Annotated in this window: 19 protein-coding genes; 7 read left to right on the forward strand and 12 right to left on the reverse strand. The window is 66.4% G+C overall.

Translation table 11 applies throughout. The features are described 5' to 3' along the window. Positions 1 to 69 precede the first annotated feature (69 nt). Genes B2747_RS05740 through B2747_RS05750 form a run of 3 tightly spaced genes read left to right on the forward strand, consistent with a single transcriptional unit; the run spans position 70 to position 4,458 of the window. Positions 70 to 1,263 (forward strand): amidohydrolase, encoded by a 1,194-nt coding sequence (locus tag B2747_RS05740; RefSeq protein ID WP_291157744.1) that lies wholly within the window; start codon positions 70 to 72, stop codon positions 1,261 to 1,263. Then, entirely contained in the window at positions 1,260 to 2,921 is a 1,662-nt protein-coding gene (locus B2747_RS05745; RefSeq protein ID WP_291157746.1) for a sodium:solute symporter family protein, read from the forward strand. Before B2747_RS05740 ends, B2747_RS05745 begins: the two co-directional genes overlap by 4 nt. Then, complete coding sequence (locus B2747_RS05750) at positions 2,914 to 4,458, forward strand: glycoside hydrolase family 1 protein (protein ID WP_291157749.1); 1,545 nt, start codon at positions 2,914 to 2,916, stop codon at positions 4,456 to 4,458. Before B2747_RS05745 ends, B2747_RS05750 begins: the two co-directional genes overlap by 8 nt. On the opposite strand, the gene B2747_RS05755 is transcribed toward B2747_RS05750, so the two are convergent. The 7 genes from B2747_RS05755 to B2747_RS05785 form a co-directional block, all read right to left on the reverse strand. Beyond that, positions 4,436 to 4,771, reverse strand: coding sequence for a multidrug efflux SMR transporter (locus tag B2747_RS05755; RefSeq protein WP_343125870.1), 336 nt, complete (start codon positions 4,769 to 4,771; stop codon positions 4,436 to 4,438). The genes B2747_RS05750 and B2747_RS05755 overlap by 23 nt on opposite strands. A 31-nt stretch (positions 4,772 to 4,802) precedes the next feature. Beyond that, positions 4,803 to 5,171: a hypothetical protein gene (locus B2747_RS05760; protein WP_291157755.1), complete on the reverse strand. Its 369-nt coding sequence runs from the start codon at positions 5,169 to 5,171 to the stop codon at positions 4,803 to 4,805. Next, a complete protein-coding gene (locus B2747_RS05765; RefSeq protein ID WP_291157758.1) occupies positions 5,168 to 6,331 on the reverse strand; it encodes a cystathionine gamma-lyase in 1,164 nt (387 codons plus the stop codon). Before B2747_RS05765 ends, B2747_RS05760 begins: the two co-directional genes overlap by 4 nt. Further along, entirely contained in the window at positions 6,328 to 6,528 is a 201-nt protein-coding gene (locus B2747_RS05770; protein ID WP_291157760.1) for a Trm112 family protein, read from the reverse strand. The genes B2747_RS05765 and B2747_RS05770 overlap by 4 nt, the downstream gene beginning before the upstream one ends. Positions 6,529 to 6,613: 85 nt before the next feature. Further along, positions 6,614 to 7,150, reverse strand: a complete 537-nt coding sequence (gene mog, locus B2747_RS05775) for a molybdopterin adenylyltransferase (RefSeq protein WP_291157763.1) — start codon at positions 7,148 to 7,150, stop codon at positions 6,614 to 6,616. Between the two features lie 60 nt (positions 7,151 to 7,210). Then, the gene (locus B2747_RS05780; protein WP_291157766.1) at positions 7,211 to 10,474 is read right to left on the reverse strand and encodes a serine/threonine-protein kinase; all 3,264 of its coding nucleotides are present in this window, start codon (positions 10,472 to 10,474) and stop codon (positions 7,211 to 7,213) included. A 164-nt stretch (positions 10,475 to 10,638) separates the two neighbouring features. Continuing rightward, positions 10,639 to 11,220, reverse strand: a complete 582-nt coding sequence (locus B2747_RS05785) for a histidine phosphatase family protein (RefSeq protein ID WP_291157769.1) — start codon at positions 11,218 to 11,220, stop codon at positions 10,639 to 10,641. A gap of 146 nt (positions 11,221 to 11,366) precedes the next feature. Between B2747_RS05785 and B2747_RS05790 the strand changes: the two genes are divergently transcribed. Beyond that, positions 11,367 to 12,734, forward strand: coding sequence for a c-type cytochrome (locus B2747_RS05790; RefSeq protein WP_291157772.1), 1,368 nt, complete (start codon positions 11,367 to 11,369; stop codon positions 12,732 to 12,734). 59 nt (positions 12,735 to 12,793) lie between these two features. Here the strand turns inward: B2747_RS05790 and B2747_RS05795 are convergent, their stop codons facing one another. Continuing rightward, a complete protein-coding gene (locus B2747_RS05795) occupies positions 12,794 to 13,672 on the reverse strand; it encodes a bifunctional transcriptional activator/DNA repair enzyme AdaA (protein ID WP_291157774.1) in 879 nt (292 codons plus the stop codon). A gap of 109 nt (positions 13,673 to 13,781) precedes the next feature. On the opposite strand from B2747_RS05795, the gene B2747_RS05800 reads away from it, so the two are divergent. Further along, positions 13,782 to 15,398, forward strand: a complete 1,617-nt coding sequence (locus B2747_RS05800; RefSeq protein ID WP_291157776.1) for a serine hydrolase domain-containing protein — start codon at positions 13,782 to 13,784, stop codon at positions 15,396 to 15,398. A 16-nt stretch (positions 15,399 to 15,414) separates the two neighbouring features. Here the strand turns inward: B2747_RS05800 and B2747_RS05805 are convergent, their stop codons facing one another. From B2747_RS05805 to B2747_RS05815, 3 genes are all read right to left on the reverse strand, one after another. Then, complete coding sequence (locus B2747_RS05805) at positions 15,415 to 15,714, reverse strand: putative quinol monooxygenase (protein WP_291157779.1); 300 nt, start codon at positions 15,712 to 15,714, stop codon at positions 15,415 to 15,417. A 498-nt stretch (positions 15,715 to 16,212) separates the two neighbouring features. Continuing rightward, positions 16,213 to 17,454, reverse strand: a complete 1,242-nt coding sequence (locus B2747_RS05810) for an MFS transporter (RefSeq protein ID WP_291157782.1) — start codon at positions 17,452 to 17,454, stop codon at positions 16,213 to 16,215. A 30-nt stretch (positions 17,455 to 17,484) separates the two neighbouring features. Continuing rightward, positions 17,485 to 18,768, reverse strand: a complete 1,284-nt coding sequence (locus B2747_RS05815) for a metal-dependent hydrolase (RefSeq protein WP_291157785.1) — start codon at positions 18,766 to 18,768, stop codon at positions 17,485 to 17,487. 91 nt (positions 18,769 to 18,859) lie between these two features. Here B2747_RS05815 and B2747_RS05820 point away from each other — a divergent pair, with 91 nt between their 5' ends. Together B2747_RS05820 and B2747_RS05825 are read left to right on the forward strand one after the other, a co-directional pair. Beyond that, positions 18,860 to 19,864 (forward strand): sigma-70 family RNA polymerase sigma factor, encoded by a 1,005-nt coding sequence (locus B2747_RS05820; RefSeq protein WP_291157788.1) that lies wholly within the window; start codon positions 18,860 to 18,862, stop codon positions 19,862 to 19,864. 80 nt (positions 19,865 to 19,944) lie between these two features. After that, complete coding sequence (locus B2747_RS05825; protein ID WP_291157791.1) at positions 19,945 to 20,346, forward strand: VOC family protein; 402 nt, start codon at positions 19,945 to 19,947, stop codon at positions 20,344 to 20,346. 37 nt (positions 20,347 to 20,383) lie between these two features. On the opposite strand, the gene B2747_RS05830 is transcribed toward B2747_RS05825, so the two are convergent. Beyond that, positions 20,384 to 22,660, reverse strand: coding sequence for a PAS domain-containing hybrid sensor histidine kinase/response regulator (locus tag B2747_RS05830; protein WP_291157794.1), 2,277 nt, complete (start codon positions 22,658 to 22,660; stop codon positions 20,384 to 20,386). Positions 22,661 to 22,731 lie beyond the last annotated feature (71 nt).

Raw genomic sequence — 22,731 nt, forward strand, 5'->3', positions numbered from 1 at the left:
CATACAGAAACCTACGCTCTGATGACGGCGCCGGTTACATCACCGCGTCAACCCGCCGAACCGCCCCCCATGGACGACATCAGCTCCCGCGTCATCGCCTGGCGCCGCCACCTGCACCGCCACCCCGAGGTGGCCTTTCAGGAGCATGGCACGGCCCAGTTCATCGCCGACACCCTCGAGCGCATCCCGGGTCTGGCCATCACGCGCCCCACGGCCACCAGTGTCGTGGCCCAGCTCGACGGGGCGAAACCGGGCCCCACGGTGGCCGTGCGCGCCGACATCGATGCCCTGCCCATTCACGAGGAAAACGACGTCGAGTATCGCTCCACGGTGCCGGGCGCCATGCACGCCTGCGGCCATGACGGGCACACCGCCATTGTGCTGGGCCTCGCCACGCGACTGGCGGCGCGACAGACCGAACTTGCCGGCCGCGTGCGCTTCATCTTCCAGCACGCTGAAGAGCTGTCGCCGGGCGGTGCCGAAGAACTCGTGCAGCGTGGCGTCATGGATGGGGTCGACCATGTCATTGGCCTGCATCTCTGGTCGCCGGTGCCGGTGGGCAAGATCGGTCTCATCGGCGGACCGGCCATGGCCGCGCCCGACACCTTTTCGTGCACCATTGTCGGCGCGGGCGGTCACGCGGCCGCGCCGCATCAGACCATCGACCCGATTGCCATTGGTGCGCAGGTGGTGACGGCACTGCAGCAGGTGGTGTCACGCGGCGTCGATCCGCTCGATCCGGTGGTGGTGTCCATCACGCAGTTCGTGGCCGGCACCACGTTCAACGTCATTCCCAACAGCGCCTATCTGGCAGGCACCATTCGGACGTTCGATGCCGAGCTGCGGCGTACCGTGCCACAGCAGATGGAGCGCATCGTGCGGGGTATCACCGAGGCCTTTGGCGCCACGTACCAGTGGAGCTACGAGCCCGGCTATCGCCCCGTGGTCAACGATGTCGCGCTCACGGAACGGCTGGCCCAGGTCGTGGAGCGCACCTTTGGCGCCGACACCCTGGTGCCACTGCGCCCCACGATGGGCGGCGAAGACTTCTCGGCCTATCAGCAGCGCGCACCGGGTGTCTTTGCCTTTGTGGGCGCACGCAATGACGCGCGCGGCATCACGCATCCGCATCATCATCCGCGTTTCGACCTCGACGAAGCGTCGCTCGACATCGGCCTGCGCTATCTCGAGGCCGCCACACTCGACTTGCTGGGCGCACCGCAGAGTGCGCCACCCACACGTCCGCTGGCCATGAGCGCGTGAACCGCCGGACAACACCCGGCGGGCGGCAATGGCTGGCCGCCCTGCCGGTGCTCATCGTGGCGGCAGCCCCATGGCTGGCCAACACCCCGGGCCGCACCCTGCTTGGCCTTCCGGCGCTGCTGACCTGGATGCTCGTGGCGCTGCTTGCCACGTCGGCGGTGCTCTCGGTCATGCCGCGCAGCAGCGAGCCGCCAACCGCGGACCCTGCACAAGAAAGCGGCCATGCTGCAGCCACTCCCTCACCACTCGAGCGATGGGCACTTGGCGGGCGCAGCTTCGGCTCCGTGCTGGTGTTCGTGCTGCTCGCGGGCGAGATCTACACCACCTTCACCTTGCTGGGCGCGAGTGGCTGGGCCTACGGACGCGGGGCACCCACGTTCTACATCCTTGGCTATGGTGCACTCGCGTACCTGATGTCGTACTGGCTGTTGCCGGCCATCTGGACACGTGGCCGCCGCGATCGTGTGCTCACGCAGCCGGAGTTCTTTGCACGGGCCTTCGCCAGTCCGCTGCTTGGCCGCTTTGTGGCCCTCGTGGGTGTGTTGTCGCTGTTGCCCTATCTCGTGCTGCAGTTCCGCGGACTCAGCATTCTCGTGCACGAAAGTGCCTATGGCGCCATCTCGCAGGACTTGGCCGTCAGCATTGGCGCCATCATCGTGGTGGGCTGGGTCGTGCTGGGCGGCATGAAGACCTCGGCCTACGCCGCGCTGGCCAAGGATGTGCTGGTGCTCGTGGCCGTGGTGGCACTGGGTCTGCTCATTCCGCAGTCGGTGTATGGCGGCATTGGCCCCATGTTTGACGCACAGATTGCGCGCGACCCTGAATTCTTTGTGCTGCCGGCCCGCGGATTCTCTCCCACGTGGTTCGTGAGCACGGTAACAGTGTCGGTGGTGGGTTTCTATCTCTGGCCGCACACCTTTGCCTCGCTGTTCGCCGCACGTGACCCGCGCGGTTTCGAGCGCACAGCCATCACCATGCCGCTGTATCAGCTGGTCATGCTGTTCGTGTTCTTCGTGGGCTTTGCCGCCCGTGACGTGGTGCCAGGCCTCACGGGTGCCGACATTGATTTGGCGCTGCTGCGCAGCACACGCAGCCTGTTCGGACCACCCATGATGCTGCTGGTGGGCACGGCCGGTCTGCTTACGGCGCTTGTGCCGGCGGCCATCATCCTCATGACCATGGCCACGATTCTGGCGCAACTCCGGCACGCGCCACTGTCGCGCGCGGATGGCGACCGCGCTTCGGCCGATCTGCGATTGGCCCGCTGGTTGGTGCCGGCGGTGGCGCTTGTGGCCTGGTGGTGGTCGCGTCAGTCCAACGCCGCCCTCGTGCCCATTCTGCTGCTGGCCTACGCCATGGTGGCGCAGCTGGCACCGGCGCTGGCCGTGGCGCTCTGGGCGCCGGGGCGTCTTCGGGTTTCGTTCATCATCGCGGGCATTGTGGTTGGCGAACTCTGCGTGGCTGCGTCGCTGTGGCCTGCGCTCGACACGGCTACGCGCGTCGCACAGTGGTGGCCAAGCGTGCCTTCCTTCGTGTACGATATCAATCCGGGCCTCTTCGCACTCGCGCTCAACCTGACGGTGCTGGCCATCGGAGCATTCGCCTCTCGCTCCATGGGAACCTCACCGCCATCTCGGCATATGACGAAAGGTGACTGATTCGAACGCAGGACTCGCGGCGCGCTTCCCCACCGACTTCCGATTCGGGGTGGCCACTTCAGCCTACCAGATTGAAGGTTCTCTCGAGGCCGATGGACGCGGCCCGTCCATCTGGGAGACGTTCGCCGCGCGACCAAACGCCATCGAACGTGGCGAGACGGCGGCCGTGGCCTGCGATCACTATCGCCGATGGGAGTCGGACGTCGAACTCATCTCATCGCTCGGCGTCGACAGCTATCGCTTCTCGATTGCGTGGCCGCGCGTCCAGCCTACCGGCAGTGGGCCGGTAAACGCGGCCGGACTCGATTTCTACGACCGCCTCGTCGATCGTCTCCTGCAGCGCGGACTGCGTCCGTTTCCCACGCTTTATCACTGGGATTTGCCACAGGCACTCGAAGATGCGGGGGGCTGGGCCGCACGTGACACCGCCGAGCGCTTTGCGGAGTACGCAGCCCTGGTCACCTCGCGGCTCAGTGATCGCGTGTCCGAGTGGTCGCTGTTCAACGAGCCATACATTTTCACCTCGCGCGGCTATCTGCTTGGCCGTTATGCGCCGGGTCGTCGCAACCTGCGCAGCTTTCTGCGTTCCGTGCACACCGTGGTGCGCGCGCACGCGCTGGGCTATCGGGCGGTGAAGGCCGTGAACCCCGATGTGGCCGTAGGATCAGTGTTTGCCATGGCGCCGGTCGAACCGGCCACGCCGTCACCGGTGGACATCGAAGCCGCGCGCTATGGCGACGCGCTGTTCAATCGCATTTTTGTCGATCCGCTCATGCGCGGCGCCTACCCGCAGGCGTTCCTCGACAACATTCCCGCGCGAGCGCTCGACATCCAGCCCGGTGACATGGAGGCGGTGCACACCCCGCTCGACTTCATCGGCATCAATTGTTACTACCGGCTCATCATCAGTGCCGGTGAACACCTGCCCGACAACCTGCCGCTGCTGTTCTTCGGCCTGCGGGCGGATACCCGCGGCACCGGTGGACACGCGGACTTCACGGTCACGCAGGATTCGGTCACGCCGGTGCTTTCAGCGTTTGGTCGCAGCGAAGGTGAACGCACCGAGATGGGCTGGGAGATCTGGCCCCGGGCCCTGCACGACGTACTGACGGGGTTGTCCATTCAGTACCCCGGTCTGCCGCTGCATGTATGTGAAAGCGGCTGTGCCTTTGCCGATGCACCGGGCGAGGACGGCGTGGTGCACGACGAGTCACGCATTGCCTATCATCGTGCACATCTGGCCGCCGTGGTCGATGCCCTGTCGGCTGGCGCCAACGTCCGCAGTTATCACGCGTGGAGCCTGTACGACAACTTCGAGTGGGCCAGCGGCTATCGTCCGCGCTTCGGCATCGTGCACGTGAACTACAAGACGCAGCAGCGCACCCTCAAGCGCAGTGCCGAGTGGTACCGGGAGTTCATTCGCTCCGCACACAGGACGCGCGCCGAGCGCCGTACGCCCGACACGCGTAAGGCCGACACACTCCCTGCCGTGGCCGTCGGCAACCCCGACGCCATCAGGCCCGCGACGCCAGCTTGAGTCCCACGATGCCGCACACGATGAGCAGGATGCTCAGCACGCGGCCCAGATCACGCGATTCACCGAAGTACAGCACCCCCACGATGGCCGTGCCCACGGCGCCAATCCCGGTCCATACGGCATAGCCCGTACCCACGGGCAACACCTTGAGCGCCTGCGCGAGTCCGTAGAAGCTGGCAATCATGGCCACCACCGTAAATGCCGCCACATCGGGCTTGCGAAAGCCGTTGCTCTGCTTGAGGCCGATGGCCCACACCACCTCGAGCACACCGGCTACCAGCAGCCAGAGCCACGCGCGCGTTTCCACACTCATGCGCGACGGCTCCACAGCGTCCACGCAGTCATCAGCGCAATCCCCGCGGAATCTCTTCGCCCATCTCGCGCGGGTTGGGGAGACTGGTTGGTGTTTCCGGTCCACGCAGGTCGCCGCAGCGATCGATGGCGGTCTTGGAGCCGGCATCGACGGTGTCCGGCAGGGGCAGACGATCCACGCGCATGCTGTCCTGCCGATCACGCGCCTGCGCGTAGTAGCCCGTACACAGCGTGCGCAGTTTGTCGATACGCGCCAGGCGTTCCACGCCAGCATCGGCGGCACGGCTGAACCACCACCACGCCCCCGCACCCACGAGCACCGTGATCAACAGCGACAGCAGGGCCGCGGTGCGCGGTGCTTCGGGGTTGGGCGTGCTGCCCGAGCTCGTTGCGTTGCTCATGCTGCGGCCGTCGACAGGGCCGACGTCAACGCGGCGCCGATGTCCTGCAGCAGGTCGTCCGCATCTTCGAGGCCTATGCTGAGGCGCACAAACCCCTCGGGTACCACATCACCGCCCCACCGCGCGCGTCGTTCAGCACTGGTGTGCAGTCCGCCAAAACTTGTGGCTTCATACACCAGCGTCGACGCCGCAAAGAAACGTTCCACCGCGGCCGCACTCGGCAGCGTGAAGCTGATCACGCCGCCAAAGCCCGACATCTGCCGCTTGGCCACCGCGTGCGAGGGATCGCTCGGCAATCCCGGATAACGCACGCCCGTGACACCAGGCTGCGAGGCCAACAGCTCCGCTACACGCTGCGCCGTGGCGCACTGCCGCATGAGTCGCACATGCAGCGTGCCCAGCGAACGGTGGGCGAGCCAGGCTTCCATGGGTCCGGGAATGACGCCCAGTCGCGTGCGCCAGGTGCGAATGGATTCCACCAGCGACACATCGCGCACCGCCACATGCCCCAGCACGATGTCGGCATGACCGGTCATGGCCTTCGTGTCGCTGACCACGCACACGTCGGCACCGAGCGCCAGCGGCTGCTGCAGCAGCGGGGTGGCCGTGGTGTTGTCCACCACCAGAAGGGCACCCGCCGCGTGCGCCGCATCGGCCAGCGCCGCAATATCGCACACGTCGAGCCCGGGGTTGGTTGGTGTCTCCAGCCACACCAGTTTCACACGACCGCTGTGCGCGCGCACGGCATCCACAAGCGCCGTGCCGCTGGTGGGAGCCTGCACCACCTGCACGCCCTGCGCGGCCACCCACCCGCCGGCGAATTCCTGCGTGGCCAGCACCCGCGTGGTGTAGTACGACTCCTCGGGCATGATGAGCAGACTGCCTGGCGTCAGCAGGGTGGCCAATACGGCGCTGCTGGCGGCCATGCCGCTCGGGAACAGCACACAGGGGCCGCCCTCGAGCTCAGCGAGCGCCTGCTCGTAGGCCGACCACGTGGGGTTGTCGAAGCGTCCGTACGTGAACGCCGACTGCGAAGGATCGCCAGGCGCGTGAAACGGCGCGGCGAACACGGGGCCGGGCATGTACGGCGCGCCCGCGGTGGCCTTCGGCAAACCCGCGCGCACGACCCGCGTGGCGTCCTGCCACGCGCGCGACGTCACGGCGTGGGCTCCGGATAGCGCGTCTCGTCGAGTGGCTGCGCCTCGTCGATGAGCATGACGGGAATGCCGTCGTCAACGCGATACATCACGCGACAGTTGCGGCACACCAGGACTTCGTCGGGGCTCGTGAAGTGCGACAGACTGCCCTTGCACTGCGGGCAGACCAGAATCGCGAGCAGCTCGGGAGCAAGACTCATGAGACGAGCGGGTGAATGGAAAGATCAGGGCGGCGGCGTGTCACGGTGGTGACCACGGTGCGAGGACGGTGTTGCGCTGACCGCGCTACGGCGAAGGACGGTGATAGCGCGGCGCCGACTCGGTAAAGGCCAGCCTCGGACCACCGAGCAACTCCACACAGTAGGGCATGGCCGACCAGATGGCACCCAGGCACTCGGCAATGGCCCCGGGCTTGCCCGGCAGGTTGATGATGAGCGACGAGCCGCGTGTGCCGGCCAACTGGCGGGACAGGATGGCCGTGGGCACCGAACGCAGCGACACCGCGCGCATCTGCTCGCCAAAGCCTGGCAGCACCCGATCGCACACCGCCATCGTGGCCTCGGGCGTTACGTCGCGCGGCGCGGGGCCGGTGCCCCCGGTGGTCACGATGATGGGGCAGCGCTGCACATCAGCCAGTTCCACCAGCGCCGCTTCAATGCGCGGCTGCTCATCGGGCACCAGGCGATACTCGGCGCGCCACGGCGTCGCCAGCCATTGCGTGAACACCTCGCGAATGGCGGGACCTGACAGGTCTTCGTACACACCCGAAGTGGCGCGGTCCGAGACGGTCACAATGCCGATGGGCAGCAGGCTGGACTCCATGCCTGCAATCTAGCGCCATCGGCGGCGCCGTCACCCGTTGCTCAGCGTGGCCCGCGTAGCTCAGCGTGCCGCGTCGAGGGCCATGCGCGTGGCGCGACGGGTCGCGGCAGTCAGCGGATCGTCGGCCGACCAGTATTGCAGCAGCAATCGCCGACTGGCGGCGGCGGCCTCGCGCTGCCCCAGTCGCTCCTCCAGTTCGGCGCGACGCGGCAGCGAGCGCACGTACATGGCCAGACCGGGCTCCACGGTCCCCATGTTGAACGCCCGGGGGTCCATCGCCTGCCAGTGCGCCAACGCCTCGCCGGGTTCACCGAGCGCCAACAGGACCTCGACTCGCTGCAGGGTGCGGAGGCCTGCCAGGCCAAAGTTGCTGTAACGCACCCGCGACACGTCGCTGAAGCTTTGCCGGATTCTGCGCGCGGCGACCGTGTCTCCACGTTGCAGCGCCATGGCCGCCCGAACCTCGGGGTAGGCCGTGGTATCGGGCTGGCTCTTGAGCAGCAGCGCGGCGTGCACCGTGTCCTGGGTGAGCATATAAGCCGCCAGCGCCGGTCCCTGATACAGTTGATTCTCGATTTGCCGGTATGACGCGATCTGTTTCGTGACCTGCGCCAGCGACCGCCGCTGTGCCGCGTCGAGCGGCTCGCCCATGCCCGCGCGGAGCAGGGTGTGCCACCAGGGCAGCAGCGTGTCCATGAGTGTGACTGGCTTTTTGAGGTCACCACGCCACGCGGCCATGACACGCGCCAGCAGCTCGCTATCGCCCAGCCCCGCCGCGGACGACGCCGCGATGCCCATGACCCAGTGCCTGTTGCCACGGGCGCCAGGTGACCACGACAGGCCTTGCGACAGAGCGGCCTGCAGGTGCGCGCGGGCACTGTCACTGCTCCGCGATGGCGACACGGACAGGAAGTCGAAGAAGCTGGCGCGCAGGGCGATGCCCTCCGACGGGGTCACGCCCAGTTGCCGCGCGGCCTCGCGCATGACGAGGGCCGCCGAGTCCGGTCGTCCGACCATGGCAAGCGCCTCGCCCACCGCGGCCCATGCGTGCAGCGCATGCGGGTCGACATTGCGCCATTGTGTGGCCACGCTGAGCTGCTGCCGGGCACTGGCCTGTTGCGCCGCGCTGCGCCGCGCCGTGTCGGGGAGCTGGCTGTCCGCGAGCACTCGTCCATCCACCATGTACCACCGTGTCGCACGCTGCGCGAACTGTCGGTGCAGTTCGACCAGATGGGAATAGGCGAGATGAAACGATGGATCGAGCTGCAGCGCGCGTTCGAAGCCCATCTTGGCGCTCGTCATGAGCGAGGCGAAGCCCGACGCGTTCTGTGTGCCGTAGTGCCATTGCCCATCGGCGAGACCGTACCACGCATCGGCCGAGGTGGAATCGAGGGCCACGGCCTGGCTGTAGGCGGCGATGGCCGCGCGAAAATCGCTGTCCTTCTGCGCCTGCTCGCGGCCGGTGAGTGCAGACCACAACCAGCGATGCGCCTCGACCAGGTGACGGTCGCGAGGAGGGAGCCGCGCGGCGTAGCGCACCGCGATCTCAGCGCTGGACGGTGAGGAATCGGTGAGACCGTTCCAGCCGCGCGTGATGCCACGCTTGTACCACGCGAGTGCGAAGGTGCTGTCCAGTACCACCGCGTCGCTGAACGCCGAGTCGGCTCGCAGCAGCTCCCAGCGATTGAGCGCCCGCAATCCCTCGAGGTAGCGACGATAGGCCGCCAGATTGGTGGTGGTCGCTGCCGTGAGCGAAACGGGCGTGGCCCCGCTGGGCAGTTCGAGCAGTGAGGTGGCGAGTTGATCGAAGGCGCGGCGCGGATCGTCACCACGCGCCAGCGTGACCTGGGCGGTGCGCGGCGTACTCTGGCGACCGACATAGTGCCGCGCCACGACGACCAGCGAGTCACCAATGGGTGAGATCTGACCCAGCACAAACGCGCCGGCATGCACCGTGGCCGCCAGATCCTGTGCCTGCGACAGACTTACCCGCACGTCACTCAGTTGTCGCTCAGCCAGCACGTCGAGCGTGCGTTCATAGTCGGTGACTTCGAGATCACGCCACTGACTGAGCGAGAGGGTCAGCATGTTGACCGCGCCTTCCCGCAGCCAGGCGAGATCCGCTTGTCCGGCGGGCACGTCGAAGGGCAGCACCAGCAGACCACGCGCCGGCGCGGACGCGGACGCTGTGCGCCACCACATCGCCGCGCCGGTGGCGCAAACCAGAACCACGGCGAGCGCCGCCAGGACTTGCCGATTGCGTGTGCTGCGCCGATGCGTGCCATCGCGCTGCGTACTATCGCGGCGGTCGCCATCACGTCGCATGGCACGGAGTCGCTGACTCACCGGATCACTGCCGCTTTCACTGCCGCCCACACTGTCGGACTCACGCGAATCCACGGCGCGCCGCAGCACCTTGCGCATGCTGCGGGCGTCCGGCCATCGGGCACTTACGTCCTTGGCCAGTGCGCCATCGATGGCGTCCGCATAGGCCTCGGCAAGCGCGGCCTCACCCGCGTCGGCATCGGGCGTCGACGCCTCAGCAGTCAGGGCATCACGCAGGGGAGGTGCGGCAGTGGTGAGCTGTTCCACCAGCATGGCCGCCGGATGCGCGGCCTTCACTACGGGTCTGCCGGTCACCAGTTCGTAACCCACGAGCGCCAGCGAATAGAGATCACTGCGCCCGTCGAGTGTCCCCACCCCGTCGATCTGCTCGGGACTCATGTATCGTGGCGAGCCCACAATGAAGCCGGTGCCGGTGTGATGACTGGGCTGCGCGAGCGCACGCGCCACACCAAAATCGGCGAGCAATACGCGTCCCGTTTCGCGTTCCACCAGAATATTCTCGGGCTTCACATCGCGGTGCACGACGTCGCGGCGGTGCGCGGCTTCAAGCGCGCTGGCCAGATCACTCACCATTTCGAGGGCCCGCTCCACCGGAACCGGTCCCGTGCGGGTGATCAGCTCGCGCAGCGATTCCCCATCCACATACTCCATGGCAAACCAGAGAATGCCCTCGGCTTCTCCGGCCGCAAACACCGACACGATGTTGGGATGACGCAGGGCGGCCACCACCCGCGCTTCCTGCAGGAATCGCTCGCGCGCGGCGCGTCCGCCCAGATGATCGGCGCGAATGACCTTGATGGCGACATCACGCTGCAGGGTATCGTCGTGGCCGAGATACACCGTGCCCATGCCGCCTTCACCAAGCACGTCGCGCACACTGTAGCGACCAGCGAGGGCCGCGCGTACGCGCGCGATATCCGATGACGCCTCGTCAGGCTCGTGCTGCTCGTGGGCTTCGGCGGGGCCTGACGTGGTCATGCGCAAACGGCGAGAGAACGGGGAGACTCCAAGGTCGCCCAATTCTCGGCCGCCGCGCCGGCCCTACCAGTGCTTCGTGACCGACTGCCGCTGCACGCGGACCAACGGCCGGGCGGCCGCCGTGACTGACGGCCGGCCCGGGACCGATGGCTGTGTCAAGCCACTCAGCGCGCGGTCATGCCCGGGCACTGGTCGGCGCCCACGGCGTCGGCCTTGCCATAACTCGAACGCAGCACCTGCGCGGGCTTGCCGTCACGGGCCGGTACGACGGTGAACATCGTCGCGTAGCTCGCGTCACAGATGTCGGGCAGCTTGGGACCGCCGAGGGCATTGACGATGGCCGGCACGGTATTGGAGTGCCCAACCACGAGCACCACGCCACTCGCCTTCATGACCGCATCGGCCACGTTCTTCACGTGCGGCCCCTGCAGCGGGATGACCGTGGGCGTCACACCCACTCGCTTGGCCACCACCGCGGCCGTCTCCGGCGTGCGCTTGGTGGCCGACACCACGATGGTGCTAGGCGACAAATGTGCGAGCGCGCTGTCGAGCGCGTGGGCGCGGGCCACGCCCGCCTCGCTCAGCGAAGGATCGTTGGCGGGTGTGGGCTGCTTCTCGCCATGACGTACCACAATCACCAACGAGGGCTGCGCCTCGGCCGCATTGGGCGCAAGCGTGACAGTGGCCGTGAACAACGCGGCCAGGCCAGCGAACATCTTCAGGCAACGTGCAGGAACGAGGGCCATGGCATCCTCAAGGATGGGTGGGGTCAGGCGCTGGTGACGTATGAAGCGCCGTTCAGTTCGGAGATGGAATGTACCCGCCAAACGGTTGAGCGTGCGGACGTGGAACTTGCGCCGTATGTTCGGCGACATCCCCTCCCGGAGCCCGCATGCGGTCCCCCTCGTCCGTGTCCGTCGCTGTGGTGGCCGTGGCCACTGCCGTGTTTGCCACACAAGTCTCGCGCGCCACGCCACCCCTGGTGGCGCAGGATGCGGTGCCCACGTTTGCGAAAGACGTGGCACCCATTCTGTACCGCAACTGTGTGTCCTGTCATCGTCCCGGGGGACTTGGCCCCTTCTCGCTGCTCGACTACGACAGCGCGCGTGCCAATGTGGACGACGTGGCCAGCGCGGTGGCCGATGGCTACATGCCGCCCTGGCACGCTGACGGGCCGCGCGAGGTGTTCAGCAACGATCGTCGCTTGACGGAGCTCGAGAAGTCCGTCATTGCGCGTTGGGCCAAGGGCGGCGCGCGCCCCGGCAATCTCAAGCAGTTGCCGCCGCGGCCCAGCTTTGCCACTGGTTGGGAGCTGGGTACGCCGGATGCCGTGGTGGAGATGCCCGAATCGTTCACGGTACCGGCCAGCGGCACGGTGGACTATCAGTACTTCGAGATTCCCACGGGCTTCACGGAAGACAAGTGGGTGACGGCCATCGAGTTCATGCCGGGAGCGCGGGAAGTCGTGCACCATGTGCTCGTGTACGCCAAGGTGCCCGCGCCCTCGGCACCTGTGGTGAACACGGCGGGTGCGGCGCCCTCGCGCCCCGCCGCTGCGCCTGCTTCGAGGCCGCGTCCACTGTTCGAGAACAAGGCCGAATACGAAACACCACCGGATCCGCCGCGTCAGCCCGGCGACAAGCATCCGCCGCCACGTCAGCTCGGTCAGCTCATTGGTGGGACCGCGCCCGGCACGAACGCGATGTACATGCCGGAAGGCACGGCCATTCGCCTGCGTGCCGGAACCGTGATCACGTTCCAGATGCACTACACGGCGCACGGGCACGAGATGAGTGATCGCACGAAGATCGGCTTCCGCTTTGCCAAGGCGCCGCCGCGCGAAGAGATGCGCATGAGCGCCTTCATCAACGGCCAGTTCACCCTGCCCGCCGGGGCGAAGGATGTGCCGGTGCGCACGGAACTCGAGCCCACGGACACCGTGCAGATTTACGGGCTGCTGCCGCACACACATCTGCGCGGCACGCGCTGGAAGTACGAGCTGCGCTTACCCGATGGCAGCACCCAGCCCGTGCTCGACATTCCGCGCTACGACTTCAACTGGCAGACGTACTATTTCTTCAACAAGCCACTCACCATTCCGCCCGGCGCGAAACTCGTGAGCACGGCGTGGTACGACAACTCCGCGTCCAACAAGCACAACCCCGACGCCACGAAGGATGTGCGCTGGGGCGACCAGACCTGGGAGGAGATGCAGTACACGGCGTTCCTGTATACCGTGCCCTCCCGCCGCTCCCGGTAGTTCCGCTCCCGCCGTCTCGCGTGCAGTCCCTTCCCGCCCCTCTCCTTACGCCGTCCACCTTACGCAGTTCGTTCGTTCTCCAGTAGCACACGCTTTCTCTCCAACCCCCATCGATAGCCCCCCAACCCTCCATCCGCCCGCAGCGCGCGGTGACACGGCACCAGCACCGCAATCCGGTTGGCGCCACAGGCACTGCCCACCGCGCGTACCGCGTCCGGATGCCCGATTTCCTCGGCGATCTCACCGTAGCTCACCACGCGCCCCGGCTTCACGCTCAGCAGAAAGCGCCACACCTTGATCTGAAACGCCGTGCCGCGCAGATCGAGCGGCAGCGCCGGACTTGGGGCGCGGTCCAGCACGTGTGCCTGCAGCGCGTCCATCCAGGCGTCGAGCGGTTCGCGCGCGGCCTCTGACGCGGGCACCAGCTCCGCGCGCGGGAACTGCGCGCTCAGGCGCGCCACGAGCTCCGCGCCGTCATCGCCGAACTCCACCTGACACACACCGCGCGCCGTGGCGGCCATGAGCAGCGCACCGAAGGCCGTGTCACGCACGGCATAGGTGATGACTTCACCCGCACCACCGGCGCGATACGCCTGCGGTGTCATGCCCAGCCCGCCGGTCACTTGCTCGTAGACGCGGCTGGTGCTGCCATAGCCGGACTCGAAGGTGGCATCGAGCACCGAATGTCCCTCCCGCAGCTTCGTCTTGAAGTGCGTGAGACGCTGCGCCGACTGATAGGCCTTGGGACTCACCCCCATCACGCGCACAAACTCCCGCTGCAGGTGTGACGGACTCATCGCCGCCTCGCGGGCCAGCCGCGACAGGGGCAAGGGCTCATCTGCGTGCGCGGCAATGAACGCGGCCAGGCGTTCCATGCGCGCGACCAACTCGGGAGTTGGCTCAGTGCTCGGGGCGGGCAAAACGGGGCGGTTGGGCATGGATGTCCTCGGGAAATGTGCAGGGAACCTGCACACAAACCAATTGTATGCCCGAGCTGGCAGCACTCCGATTCTTGCGGGATTGCGCGGCAGCCCGCAGATCCTTGGTATGTCCACTCCCCGCCGCACCCGCCTCAGCCTCCCCGCACAGCTCCGTGCCACCGCCCTGTACCTGAGTCTGACAGCCGTGGCCGCAGCGCCAGACGTATCGGCTCAGTCCAGCGTCGCCCCACCCGCCGCCTTTCGCGACCCCAACCGGCTCGCCACGCTGCGCCGTGCCATGCCGGCCGTGGACAGCGTCATGCGTCGCTTCATGGCGCAGAGCCGCGTGCCCGGTATCGCCTATGGTGTGGTGGTAGACGGACAACTGCTGCATGTGGCCGCGCACGGTCTGCGCGATGTGCCGCGCAACGCTACCGTGGACACGAGCACGGTGTTTCGCATTGCGAGCATGACCAAGAGCTTTACGGCGCTCGCCATTCTGCAGTTGCGTGATGCAGGCAAGCTGGCGCTCGACGAGCCGGCCGAGCGCTATGTGCCCGAGCTGAAGTTGCTCAAGTATCCCACCAGCGATGCGCCGCGCATTACCGTGCGGCATCTGCTCACCCACGCTGCGGGCTTTCCCGAGGACAATCCCTGGGGCGACCAGCAGTTGTCGGCCAGTGAAGCGGATCTGTCGCGCATGATGCGCGCGGGCATTCCGTTCTCGAATGTGCCTGGCGTGGCCTATGAGTACAGCAATTTCGGCTTTGCCATCCTCGGCCGCATTGTGGTGAACGTGAGCGGCAAACCCTACGCGCGCTATCTGCGCGAGCACATCCTGCAGCCGCTGGGCATGACGTCCACCACCATGGAGTCGGCCGAGGTGCCAGAATCACGGCGCGCACATGGATATCGACTGCAGGACGGCCAATGGCTGGAGGAACCAGCGCTGCCCGACGGATCCTTCGGCGCCATGGGTGGCATGCTCACGTCCAGTGCCGACCTCTCGCGCTGGGTGGCGCTCATGCTGAGTGCATGGCCGCCGCGCGACGACGAGGAGTCACCGGTACTCAAGCGTTCCTCGTTGCGCGAGATGCAGCAGGTGTGGCGTAACGCGCCGGCCTCGGCCTCGCTCAGCAACGGCAGCCTGTCACTCAACAGTGGCGGCTATGCCTATGGCCTGCGCGTTTCGCAGAACTGCCTCTTCAACCACATCGTGGCACACTCGGGTGGTCTGCCCGGCTACGGCTCACAAATGCGCTGGCTGCCGGAACACGGCGTGGGCATCATTGCGCTGGGCAATCTCACCTACACCGGCTGGGGTGGGCCCATCGATCAGGCGCTCGAGGTGTTGCAGCGTGCCGGAGCGCTCGAACCGCGCGTGGTGCAGCCCGCGCCCGTGCTGACCGCCATGCAGCAGCAGGTGACGCGACTTGTGCAGCGCTGGGACACGGCGCTGGCCGACAGCATCGCGGCCATGAATCTCTATCGCGACGAAAGCGCCCCACGTCGTGCCGCACAGATTGCGAAACTGGTGGACGCGGCCGGAGGCCAGTGCGAGCCCGAGGGCGAGATCCTGGCGGAGAATGCTCTGCGTGGTGTGTGGAAGCTGCGTTGCGCCAACGGGGCGCTGCGCGTGGGCATCACGCTCGCGCCCACGGTGCCGGCGCGCGTGCAACAACTCACCGTCACCAGCATGCCGCGAGACGGCAGCGTACGCTTTGCTCCAAGCTGCCGTCAGTGAGCGTACACCAGCCTGTTCAGTCGTCTCGTAGGCCCAGACCACCGACCGGCTCCATCTCGAACCGCTCGCCAAACCCGGCAATGAGGGGCATGGCGCGCTGGATGACGGCGCGCACCTCGGGGATCTGCAGCGAGGCCGCGTGAGAGGCCTTGCTGGTCCAGACCTCGGTTACCCAAATGGCGTCGGCGTTCTCCACGTCACGCCCCACGACATAACTGCGGCAACCCGGCATGTCCGATGACGCCTCCAGCATCAACGCAATCAGCGCGTCACGCTGTCCCGGCTTGGCGATCATCTTGCCCATCAGTCCGTACATGGTTTGCATCTCCATCGGTTCTGGTTTCGGATCTTCCAGGATTGTAGTGGGTTCCACCCAATCCGCGACAAAGAGGTAGACAAGAACTGTAGTGCTCTGCGAACTCTGCGCCCTCGTTTCCTCTGCGTGAGCTGTTGACGGTCCGGCCGCGGCACCGGCACTCGTTGCATCCGAGAGTTGGCTAGCTGCTCATGCACAGAAGAGGACGAAAGGAGGGCGCAGAGAGAAGCCGTCTGGGTCAAACTGCCTTGTCGCGGATGACGCGGATTGGGCGGAAACCACACGGATCAGAAATGAGGATCCATCAAGAACAGTGACGATGCCCCGGTTTAGTGGACACCGGGGTAAATCAGCGCTCGCGAGGAACAACGCGAACACGCGCCGCTTGACGGAGCCCACTACAAGCTCGTAAGAGCCCCCTTCCTTATCCGTGTGGCTTCCGCCCAATCCGCGTCATCCGCGACAAGGCAGGTAGACAGCAACTGCAGTGCTTTGCGATCACGTGCCGTTCATTTGCGTGAGCTGTTGACGGTCCGGCCGCGGCAGCCCGCCCTGCACCAGCGTGCGATCGCGTGACACCCAAGCCAACTGCGCAAGAATGGCCGCCCCGGTGCCCACCAGCAGCCACTCGATGCGCACCACTTCGGCCAGGGGACCGAACAGCAGCATGCCGAGGGGCATCATGGAGGTTTGCAGCATGCTGAACACGCCCATCACGCGCCCCAGCATTTCGGGCTCCGATTGCTCCTGCACCAGCACCATGGCGGCAGTGTTGTAGAAGGGCAGCGCCACCCCGAACACGCCCATGGGCACCAGATAGACCCAGAAGTTGGGCATGAAACCCAGGAGCAGCGTGCAGGTGCCCATGATGGCCGTCGCCAGAAACATGGTGTGCACGCGATTGCTGAAGCCGCCCCACGACGAAATGACCGCGCCGCCGATCATCATGCCCACCGAGAACACCATCTCGATGGCCGTAAGTCGCCACACTTCCGAACCAAAGCTCCGCGTGACCTGCAGCGGCGTGAGAAAGGCCGCCGGCGCAATGAGCACCAGCAGTACGCCGACGAACAGAAAGTAGGCGACAAAGAACGCATGCCCACGGATGTACGAGAACCCCGCGCGCAGATCGTCGAAGTACGAAACGGTGACCGGCCCGGCGGCCCGCTCGTGTGGCGGCACGTGAACCAGGAACGCCAGCAGCGCAATCGCCACCACGGCCGTGCACACGTCCAGCAGAAATACCCACTGCAGCGGCCACACCGACATGAGGAAGCCCGCCAGCACCGGCGCGCCGAAGAACGTGGCCGACTGAATGGTGCTGGAAATGCCATTCACCCGCGTCAGTTGATCGGCCGGCACAAACTGCGGCAGAAAAGCCCCGACGGCCGGCATCTGAATGGCCTGACCCACCGCGCGCACGGCGGCCGTGATCATGATGAGCGTGAGCGACTGTCCGCCGGTCTGCAGCACCAAGGCCAGCAGCAAGGTCACGAGCGCAATGCTGCCGTCGGAGATCATCAGCAGGCGCTTGCGGTCCAGGCGATCGGCCCACACACCGGCGAACGGCGACACCAGAAACGCCGGTACAAAGCCGCACAGAATGTACACGGTCATGAGCACGCCCGACTTGGTCGTCAGGGTGACGTGCCACATGAGCGCGTATTGCACCAGCGCGGTGCCGAACAACGACAGCGCCTGGCTGGTGAGGAAAATGGCGGTGGTGCGCTTCCAGGACATTGCAGGCCGGATGGCAGAGTGAACCCGCAGCTACAACACCGGCGCCCGCCACTCCGGAATCCAGGCGTCAGTCAAGGAACAGCGTTGGTCGGGGGAGAACGGTATGACCAGTTCCGCGAACCCGCCACCCACACCGAAACGCACATCACTGAGAACTACCGTACCGTCGCCACGCTCCTGCCACGCGGGCGCCCGCATGAAACGCAGCGCGGCGGCAAACTCGCAGCGCTCGGCGGCCAGTCCCAGCATATCGCTCATGGGCTTGAGCCAGCTCGTGCGCCACTGCACGGCTGTGGTGCTGGCAAACGGGATCACCGTCGTGGCCTCGGGCAGTGCCTTGAGTACGTCACCACCCAAGCGACTCGAGACAGGATAGTTGGCCGCGCATGACGCCGGCGTGCGCCCCGACCACGCCCACGGGGCCACGAGCACGGTGGTCAGGCGGTGAAACTGCCCGTCATTCGTGACCGCCATGCCAGCCCAGCAGGTCGGATCACCGGGCGCAGGATTGAGAATCACGTCCCGCACCAGGTCCGCACCCTCCGCCGACGCGCTGGCACGCACCAGCGCTTCAGCTTTGCTGGACGCCAGCGTAAACGTCAGGGTGACCAGCACCCAGGCCACCAGTCCGCTGGCCACGCGTCGCGTGGGAGTCCAGAACCGTTGCGCCACCAGCCAGAGCACAGCAAACACGGTGAGCAACACCGCAACCGGCCGCACCACCTGACCCAGCCCCCAGCTTGCCGCGAGAATGACAACGAGCAACACCCCGAGCAGCACCGGGGCCCAGCGACTGCGCCGCGCGAACATCACGGCCGGAATGGCAACGACCCAGAGCCAGGGCTCCACAATGAACACCGCGTCGCCGTAGTACCAGCGATTGTCGAATGGCCAGAACGGATGCACACCGTAACTGTTGGTCCAGTCGAGCAGGATATGCGACAGCGTGCCGAGCAACGCCAACAGCAGCAAGGGCCGCGAGCCGTCTCGCGTGAGCCAGGTTCGTTCGTCCTCACTGGCACCACGTTTCAGCCACCACTGCGCCACCAGCCACAACAGCAGCGCACCCACTACTGCCCACACGATGGTGTGCGTGTGTCCACGGTGATGCAGCAGATAGCCCAGCTTGCCCATGCCAAGCACGGAGCCGGAGTATACAAGGTCGCTGTCCGGCAACTCGGCAGCCACAATGCCGAGCACCGACGCCACGGCAGCAAATTTGTGCGGCACTCGGCCGGGATGACGTGATGACACCCACGTCGTAGTGGCGTCGGCCAGCAGCATTCCGGCCAGCGCATGCGTTACGTTATCCACGACAGCTTTACTCGCCGATTCGCACGAAAGTGTCAAGTCGCCGACCGGGTTTGGTCTGGCCCGCCCACCGTCTGCCGTCAGTCTGCTGCCAATGGCTCCTGATCTCGAACCGCATCGCCCGCGACTCACGGCACACTGCTACCGCATGCTCGGCTCGCTTACCGACGCCGAAGACGCGGTGCAGGAGACCCTGCTCCGGGCCTGGAAGGCACGCGAGGCGTTCGATGGACGGGCGGCCGTCTCCACCTGGCTGCACCGCATTGCCACCAACGTGTGCCTGGACGCGCTGAGTGGGCGCTCACCGCGCTATCGGCCCATCGACATGGGCCCGGCCGGTACCACTGCCGACGAATTGCGTACACGTGAACGCACGCACTGGCTCGAGCCCGTCCCGGATCTGGCCGCCATCGCCGCCGACGACGATCCGCACGAGCAGGCGGTGCAGCGCGAAGGCATCCGTCTCGCGTTCGTGGCGGCGCTGCAATACCTGCCGCCACGTCAGCGGGCGGCGCTGCTGCTCATGCAGGTACTGAACTGGTCGGCCGCCGAGGTGGCGGAGTGTCTCGACATGACCGTCGCCGCGGTCAACAGCGCCGTGCAGCGTGCGCGGGCCACGCTGGCGGAACGCCGTGAGGACGCCACGCTCGATCGCATTGCGGCGCTCGCGTCGGCTGAGCATGGCCGCAGTGTCGTGACCACACTGTCGGCAGACCAGCACCAGCTCGTGCAGCAGTTCGTGGAGGCCTTCGAGGCCTACGACATCACGCGATTCATTCAATTGCTGCGTGATGACGTGACGCTCTGCATGCCGCCCATTGATCTCTGGCTTCAGGGGCCCCAGAACGTGGGCGAGTGGATGCTCGGCCGCGGCATTGGCTGCCGCGGCTCGGTGCTTCGTCCGGTCGCGGCCTGTGGCCAGGTGGCCTTTGCGCAGTACAAGCACGGCGGGGCAGACCCGTGGGCGCTGGTCGTGCTGGATTTGGACGGTGACCGCATCAGCGGCCTCACCTACTTCCTCGACACCGAAACGCTGTTCCCGCGCTTCCGGGTACCACTCCGGCTCGAGGCCAACGAGGGCCAGATCGTCGAGCGATGAATTCCGCGGGGCCCGGGTGTCCAAGCTCCAGCAACATCCCGAGTCTGTCCACCACCAACGGAGTGTGCCCTGTGCCCCGCATGATCTTTCCCAACATGGCCGTGGCCGACGTCGAGCGCGCCAAGCAGTTCTTCTCCGCGCTCGGCTTCAGCTTCAACCCGCAGTTCACGGACCACAATGCGGCCTGCATGGTGGTCAATGAGTTGGCCTGCGTCATGCTGCTGAAGGCGGAGTTCTTCCGCACCTTCACCACGCGCACGCCAGTCGACACACGCACACACCTCGAGTCGCTCATTGCCATCGAGCTCGAGAGCCGCGACGCAGTCGACGCCATGGTGAAGACCGCGTTGGCCAACGGCGGACAATCAGCCATGCCCCCGCAGGATCACGGGTTCATGTATCAGCACAGCTTTCTCGATCCCGACGGCCATCAGTGGGAGCCGTTTTATATGGATCCGTCGCATGTGCAGCCCATGAGCTGACCGCCGGCTCGACACAGGCTGGCGGACCAGAGTCTCGTCAGGCTGTGTTGAGCACCGCCAGCAAGGTGTCGTGCAGCTCCTGCTTCCCCATGGGTTTCTGCAGCACGGCGGCGGCTCCGTCGAGCGTGGCGTCTGCCGGCACATGACCGGACATCACCACGACCGGCACGTGCGGCGCGATCGCGCGGAGTTGCGGCAAGGCCTCCGTGCCCGACATCCCGGGCATGGACAGGTCCAGCATGATGACACGCAGGTTGTCGATGCCCGCGCGCAGCTGCGCGAGGGCATCGGCGCCCCCGCTGGCCAGTACGGCACGCATCCCGCAATGCGAGAGTTGACGCGCCAGCGCCGTGCGCACCATGGGCTCATCGTCCACCACCAGCGCCGTGCCGTCGAGTGATCGCGGCGTGATGCCGACCTTCGGCGCGGGCGTGTGCGACATGGCCGCCTGACGCGGCAGCACGATATGAAATGTGGTGCCCTCTCCAGGCACGGATTCCACACGCCAGGTCCCGCCTGCTTCGCCGATGGCGTGTAGCACCGACGCCAAGCCAAGCCCTGTTCCGCGCCCCGGCGCCTTGGTGGTGAAGAACGGCTCACCGATGCGGCGTTGCACCTCGTCAGTCATGCCAACGCCGTTGTCGCGGATGCTGAGTTGCACCTCTTTATCGCCCACCGCAACGAGCGACAGGTGCAGTGCCGGTGATCGCACACCCTGCACCGCGTCGCGGGCATTGAGCAGCAGGTTGAGCACGAGCTGCTGCACGGTGCTCACGGAGCCCAGAACCGGCGCGTGATCCACCGCAATGTCATCGTCGAGCGCGATGCCGCGATCAAAAGTCTGCCGGCAGATGTGCAGCGCTTCGCGCGCGATGGCCACGAGATCAACGGTACTGTTCGTTTCGGTTTGCTCGGCGCGGCCGAGGGCCAGCATGCGCCGCACGAGATCGGCCGCATTGAGGGCGGCGCGTTCTGCGTCGTCCAGATGCGCCGCCGCGTCGCCCTGCACGTCCTCACGGGCCAACTGAATGTTGGGCAGGATGACGGCGAGCATGTTGTTGAAGTTGTGCGCGATACCGCCGGCCATGTCGGCCATGGCTTCGCGGCGCTGTGTGCGGCGCAGCGCGTCGGCCAGTCGATGTTGTGCCGTGACGTCGAGCATCACGCCCGTGAACAGCAGTCCCTCGGCCGTTTCCGTGGGCAAACCGTAAATGCGAATCCACTGCTCACCCCGTTCGGGATGATCCGCGCGGCACTCGATGTCCACCGCGCTGCGTGTCTCGACGGCGTGGCGGATGGCCCGCTGCAGGCGCGGAAACCCGTCGTCCGCAAAGATGGCTGGCATGCGCTGGAGTGAGCCCACCAGCTCCGATGCGGCGATGCCAAACAGTTCCTGAGCCTGGCCCGCCACGAAGGTCATGCGGCCCGCGGGTGAACCGTCGGCCAGATATTGATACACCACACCTGGCACGGCATCGAGCACACGCTGCACCTGCTGACGCGACTGCTGCAACGCCACGATGGCGTCGCGTTCAGCGGTGATGTCGGCAAACGTGGCCACGACGCCGTGCAGGGCATCCGAGCCGGGCTGACGCAGCGGATCGGCACGCACCTCGAGCCAGGCCCGCTCCCCATTGCCGCGGCGCACACCCAGCACGCGCTGTGTGGGCAGGCCGGTGCGCGCGGTCACCTCCCTGGGCACGGAGTCCGGGGCGACGGGCACCCCATCTTCGTCGGTCAGCTGCCACCCAGGCGACATGGGTGTGCGGCCGGTCATTTCGTCGAGCGTGAGCCCCAGCACGCGTTCGGCGGACGGATTGGCGGACCGGATCCGCCCATCCATTTCGTGCACCACCACGCCCTCGGACATGGAGCGGATGACGGCCTGATACTCGGCTTCCTGCGAAAGAAAGGCCTGCTGGGTTGCGCTGACATCGCTGAACGTGATGTGCACGCGCTGCATTGCGCCGGCGGCATCGCACTCGGGAATGGCGGACACCTGGATCCACACGCGCTCCGTGCCGTCGCCCCGCCGCACACCCAGAATCCGATCGCGCACCGCCTTGCCGATGCGCAAGGCCGTCGGTCCCGGATGCTCATCGGGCGCAACGGGTGCGCCGTTCACGTCGATGACATCCCACAACTCATCGTTGGTACGCCGGGCCTGAAATTCGGAGGGTGACACGCCAAGCATGCTGGTGGCCTTGGCGTTGGCAAAGACGATGCGGTGTGTGGGGTCCTGCACGACCACGCCGACATCGACGTGTTGCAGGGTGGAGTACCAGTCGAGGACTGCCGAGCCCTCAGGCTCCATGGGTCATCCGGCGTGGGAGACGAAAAAGGGTGGCCCGCGGTGTTTGCGGGGCCACCCTACAATTCCATCGA

Source organism: Gemmatimonas sp. UBA7669 (genome assembly GCF_002483225.1).
Lineage (GTDB): Bacteria > Gemmatimonadota > Gemmatimonadetes > Gemmatimonadales > Gemmatimonadaceae > Gemmatimonas.

Excerpts from the sequence above, each read along its gene's own strand:
- B2747_RS05770 (WP_291157760.1), bottom strand. The coding sequence starts at position 6,528 with ATGAGTCTTGCTCCCGAGCTGCTCGCGATTCTGGTCTGCCCGCAGTGC.
- B2747_RS05805 (WP_291157779.1), bottom strand. The coding sequence starts at position 15,714 with ATGTACGGACTGATGGGCAAGATGATCGCCAAGCCGGGACAGCGTGAC.
- B2747_RS05740 (WP_291157744.1), top strand. The coding sequence starts at position 70 with ATGGACGACATCAGCTCCCGCGTCATCGCCTGGCGCCGCCACCTGCAC.
- B2747_RS05800 (WP_291157776.1), top strand. The coding sequence starts at position 13,782 with ATGTCCACTCCCCGCCGCACCCGCCTCAGCCTCCCCGCACAGCTCCGT.
- B2747_RS05790 (WP_291157772.1), top strand. The coding sequence starts at position 11,367 with ATGCGGTCCCCCTCGTCCGTGTCCGTCGCTGTGGTGGCCGTGGCCACT.
- B2747_RS05785 (WP_291157769.1), bottom strand. The coding sequence starts at position 11,220 with ATGGCCCTCGTTCCTGCACGTTGCCTGAAGATGTTCGCTGGCCTGGCC.
- mog (WP_291157763.1), bottom strand. The coding sequence starts at position 7,150 with ATGGAGTCCAGCCTGCTGCCCATCGGCATTGTGACCGTCTCGGACCGC.
- B2747_RS05760 (WP_291157755.1), bottom strand. The coding sequence starts at position 5,171 with ATGAGCAACGCAACGAGCTCGGGCAGCACGCCCAACCCCGAAGCACCG.
- B2747_RS05820 (WP_291157788.1), top strand. The coding sequence starts at position 18,860 with ATGGCTCCTGATCTCGAACCGCATCGCCCGCGACTCACGGCACACTGC.
- B2747_RS05755 (WP_343125870.1), bottom strand. The coding sequence starts at position 4,771 with ATGAGTGTGGAAACGCGCGCGTGGCTCTGGCTGCTGGTAGCCGGTGTG.
- B2747_RS05810 (WP_291157782.1), bottom strand. The coding sequence starts at position 17,454 with ATGTCCTGGAAGCGCACCACCGCCATTTTCCTCACCAGCCAGGCGCTG.
- B2747_RS05780 (WP_291157766.1), bottom strand. The coding sequence starts at position 10,474 with ATGACCACGTCAGGCCCCGCCGAAGCCCACGAGCAGCACGAGCCTGAC.
- B2747_RS05825 (WP_291157791.1), top strand. The coding sequence starts at position 19,945 with ATGATCTTTCCCAACATGGCCGTGGCCGACGTCGAGCGCGCCAAGCAG.
- B2747_RS05830 (WP_291157794.1), bottom strand. The coding sequence starts at position 22,660 with ATGGAGCCTGAGGGCTCGGCAGTCCTCGACTGGTACTCCACCCTGCAA.
- B2747_RS05795 (WP_291157774.1), bottom strand. The coding sequence starts at position 13,672 with ATGCCCAACCGCCCCGTTTTGCCCGCCCCGAGCACTGAGCCAACTCCC.